This is a genomic window from Vibrio sp. 2132-1 (genome assembly GCF_033344315.1).
Genome location: NZ_JAWPON010000890.1, coordinates 1 through 508 on the forward strand (window position 1 = coordinate 1; position 508 = coordinate 508).

A 508-nucleotide genomic window follows, 5' to 3' on the forward strand; every position below is an offset into this window, starting at 1 on the left:
CGAATACTCGGACAATATTTATTGACCAGTTTTAAATACCCTGGCTTCCACCACGAGTTTTTAAACTCTTCCAAGCCCGTTTTTAAGTGCTTTTGTGTGACTTTCCAAAAGCCAGAAAAACTCAGCATTTGCAGTGTATCTTGCAGGTTAAAGTTCACTTTTCCATACCCTTCTCGCTTCCAACCCTGAACGGCATTTGGACCAACCGTCACAGAACCATCAATCATACGAGTCAAATGCACCCCCAAAAATGGCAAATCTGGATCTGGAATTGGGTAGATTAAGTGATTCACCACTTGGTTATGCTTACTGTCTAATCGGTAGTATTCACCGCGATAAGGCACGATTTGAAAATCGGTCGGAATGCCCATCATTTTTGTCATCCGATCGGCCATCAATCCACTGCAAGTGACTAGAAACTTGCAGTTCAACTGCATAGATTGCCCATCGGAAACGCAAGTCAGTTGTACTTCTTCATCTTTCTCATCGGCGGCAACCACCTTGGTTC

General features: G+C 43.7%; 1 protein-coding gene. It reads right to left on the bottom strand.

Going from position 1 to position 508, the window contains the following annotated elements:
- The coding region (locus tag R8N47_RS28575; RefSeq protein ID WP_318186530.1) for an FAD-dependent oxidoreductase at positions 1-508 on the bottom strand (508 nt) is incomplete at both ends.